Source organism: Peptidiphaga sp. (assembly GCF_057238965.1).
This window is the reverse complement of record NZ_DBHHEV010000137.1, coordinates 838-3,849: the sequence shown is the minus strand read 5'-3', so window position 1 is coordinate 3,849 and position 3,012 is coordinate 838. Positions and strand designations below refer to the sequence as shown.

2 protein-coding genes and 2 pseudogenes are annotated in these 3,012 nt (G+C 66.4%); 3 read left to right on the top strand and 1 reads right to left on the bottom strand.

From position 1 onward, the window contains the following. From ACO48X_RS10960 to ACO48X_RS10950, 3 genes and pseudogenes are all read left to right on the top strand, one after another. Nucleotides 1-435 (top strand): annotated as a pseudogene (locus ACO48X_RS10960) (3-isopropylmalate dehydratase small subunit); the annotation flags it as partial. Nucleotides 436-631: 196 nt separating this feature from the next. Then, complete coding sequence (gene murA / locus ACO48X_RS10955; RefSeq protein ID WP_485002119.1) at nucleotides 632-1,954, top strand: UDP-N-acetylglucosamine 1-carboxyvinyltransferase; 1,323 nt, start codon at nucleotides 632-634, stop codon at nucleotides 1,952-1,954. Between the two features lie 151 nt (nucleotides 1,955-2,105). After that, on the top strand, nucleotides 2,106-2,831 hold the full coding sequence (locus ACO48X_RS10950) for a lysophospholipid acyltransferase family protein (RefSeq protein ID WP_485002120.1): 726 nt from the start codon (nucleotides 2,106-2,108) through the stop codon (nucleotides 2,829-2,831). On the opposite strand, the pseudogene ACO48X_RS10945 reads toward ACO48X_RS10950, so the two are convergent. Next, nucleotides 2,809-3,012: pseudogene (locus tag ACO48X_RS10945) on the bottom strand (AMIN-like domain-containing (lipo)protein); the annotation flags it as partial. The gene ACO48X_RS10950 and the pseudogene ACO48X_RS10945 sit on opposite strands and share 23 nt — an antisense overlap.

The window sequence follows — 3,012 nt, the reverse complement described above, 5'->3', positions numbered from 1 at the left end:
TCCTCGCGCGAGCACGCGGTGTGGGCGCTCAAGGACTACGGCTTCCGCGCCGTCTTCGCCCCGAAGTTCGCCGACATCTTCCGCGGCAACGCAGGCAAGTAGGGGCTCGTTGCCGGGGTGGTGGCGCAAGGGGACGTCGAGCAGCTGTGGAAGATCCTCGAGGTCAACCCGGGCGCGGAGATCACGGTGGACCTCGAGAGCCGAACGATCCACGCCGAGGGCTTCGCCTGCCGCTTCGACCTCGACGACTACACGCGGTGGCGGCTCATGGAGGGGCTCGACGACGTCGGAATCACCCTCCAGAACGAAGGGGCCATCGAGGCCTATGAGGCTTCTCGGCCTTCCTTCAAGCCGAAGACGCTGCCCAAGAAGCACCTGCCGGAGGCCGCAGTGGTCTCGGCGCGGCCGGTGGGCCGGGACGTCCCGATCGCCTGACGCCGTCGCGGCAGGCTGCGCCGTCGGCTAGAGCTTCGCGAACGGCGCAGGCCCTTGCGGCGCACAAGCATGCGGGCGGATTCACACTCGGCGAATCCACCTCGCGCCCATAAGCGGCTATTCTTGAATGCGCGGATTGCGAGCCGATCCAGTACACGCACACTTTATCGGCGGCCGTCGACATTGGAGGACGCATATGGTCAGCAAGATTCGCGTGCTGGGAGGCACGCCACTTCGCGGTGAGGTCACCGTGCGCGGAGCGAAGAACCTGGTCCCGAAGGCGATGGTGGCCGCCTTGCTCTCTGCGGAGCAGTCCAAGCTCCGCAACGTGCCTTTGATTCGCGACGTCGACGTCGTCTCGGATCTGCTGCGCATGCACGGGGCGACCGTCGACTACGACCAAGAGGCCGGCGTCCTGGGAATAACCCCCGGCTCGATCAACCTGCCCGAGGATCCGGTGGAGATGGACACGCTCGCGGGCTCTTCGCGCATTCCCATCCTTTTCGCCGGGCCTTTGCTGCACAACCTCGGAGAGGCGTTCATTCCCGACCTCGGCGGCTGCCACATCGGATCTCGGCCCGTGAACTTCCACCTCAGAGTGCTCGAGGATTTCGGAGCCCGCAGGATCCAAGAGGCTGCGGGCATGCACCTCATAGCGGAAAAGCCGCTCAAGGCCAAGCCCGTGCACCTGCCGTACCCCTCCGTCGGGGCGACGGAGCAGACCCTTTTGACGGCGGTCATGGCCCAAGGCATCACCGAGCTGACAAATGCCGCCGTCGAGCCGGAGATCATGGACCTTATCGCCATCTTGCAGAAGATGGGCGCGATCATCTCCGTGGACACGGACCGCACGATTCGCATCGAGGGGGTCGACAAACTGCGCGGATACTCGCACACCGCGCTTCCCGACCGGATCGAGGCGGGCTCGTGGGCGTGCGCCGCGCTGGCCACCGGGGGCGACGTTTTCGTCAGAGGGGCCGAGCAGCAGTCGATGACGAGCTTCCTCAACGTCTTCCGCAAGGTCGGCGGAGAGTTCGACGTGCAAGACGAGGGCATCCGATTCTGGCATCCCGGCGGCGAATTGCGCTCTATGGCGCTTCAGACCGACGTGCATCCGGGATTCATGACCGATTGGCAGCAGCCCCTGGTCGTCGCCCTGACGCAGGCCACGGGCATTTCCATCGTCCACGAAACCGTGTACGAGGAGCGCTTCGGCTTCACGGAGGCGCTCAACGAAATGGGCGCCTCCATCCAGACGTACAGGGAGTGCCTCGGAGGGCTGCCGTGCCGATTCGGGCAGCGCAACTTCTATCATTCGGCGGTCATTCAGGGGCCGACGAAGCTGCGGGCCGCCGACATCGACGTTCCCGATCTGCGCGGCGGCTTTTCCCACCTCATCGCCGCGCTCGCCGCCGAAGGCGAGTCGGTCGTCTCGGGAATCGACATCATCGATCGCGGCTACGAGCATTTCATGCAAAAGCTGAGAGCGCTCGGCGCCAACGTCGTGAAGGAGGGCTGATGGCGGAGGCGATGCCTCTGCTGACACGGCTGCTCGCGCGGCCGGCGCTCGTCCTGGCCGGCGCGCTCCAGAGAACGAGGATCGCGGGCGCCGAGCGGATTCCGCCCTCGGGCCCGCTCTTGGTGGCCGCCAACCACACGTTTCACCTTGACTGGCTCACCATGGCGATCGTCGTCTGTTCACGGTTCCGGTTCTGGGATGGATCATGCGCAAAACCGGGCAGATTCCCATCTATCGCTCCGACGCCGCCTCCGCGCCGAAAGACGGCGGCAGCCCGGCCTCTTCCATGGGAGCAATGGCTCGGGCCCTGGCCGAGGGCAAGAGCGTCGTCATCTTCCCAGAGTCGACGTTCACCCGCGACCCGTCGGGCTGGCCGATGAAGGCGCGAACCGGTGTGGCGCGACTGGCCTTGGCGAACCCCGACGTCGCCGTGGTCCCCGTCGCCCATTGGGGAAACGAGGGCCTCATCGACCCGTGGACGGGCAAAGTTTCCTGGCGAAAATTCGGGCGTCGGCGCACGACGTGCGACGTGCGCGTCGGCGAGCCCGTCGATCTTTCGGCATACCGCGGACGCGACGTCACGCACGAGCTTCTGACGGAGGCGACGGAGAAGGTCATGGCGGCCGTCACGGACGAGCTGAAGGCCATTCGCGCCGCCGACGTCGCCGCCGGCGACGGGCCCCGCGAACGCCGATGGGACCGGGCGATCGACGGCGACCCCTACGAAAAGGGCGTGCTCGCGCGCCACGCGGAGATCGCGGAACGCCAGCGGCGCCGAGCGCGGAGGCAAGCCGAGCGGCGGAAAGGCGAACGGAGAGGAAGGCTCGGCTTGAAGGGCTTGATGAAAGAAAGGCTCAGCCTTTCTTCACGTCGATGACGAGCCGCGACGGGTCCTTGAGCACCTGGATCCGATAGGAGCCCTTGGCGGACAGGCCGATGAGGACCATGTGCTGCCCCTCGAAGGGATACTGGACGGAGACGCCCTTGACGGTCGAAAGTCCGGCGAGCGACCCGGGGTGGAGGGTCGGCGGAAGGGTGGCGACGTCGCTTGGCTCGCG

Coding starts and splice junctions, on each gene's coding strand:
- murA (WP_485002119.1), top strand. CDS start 632: ATGGTCAGCAAGATTCGCGTGCTGGGAGGCACGCCACTTCGCGGTGAG.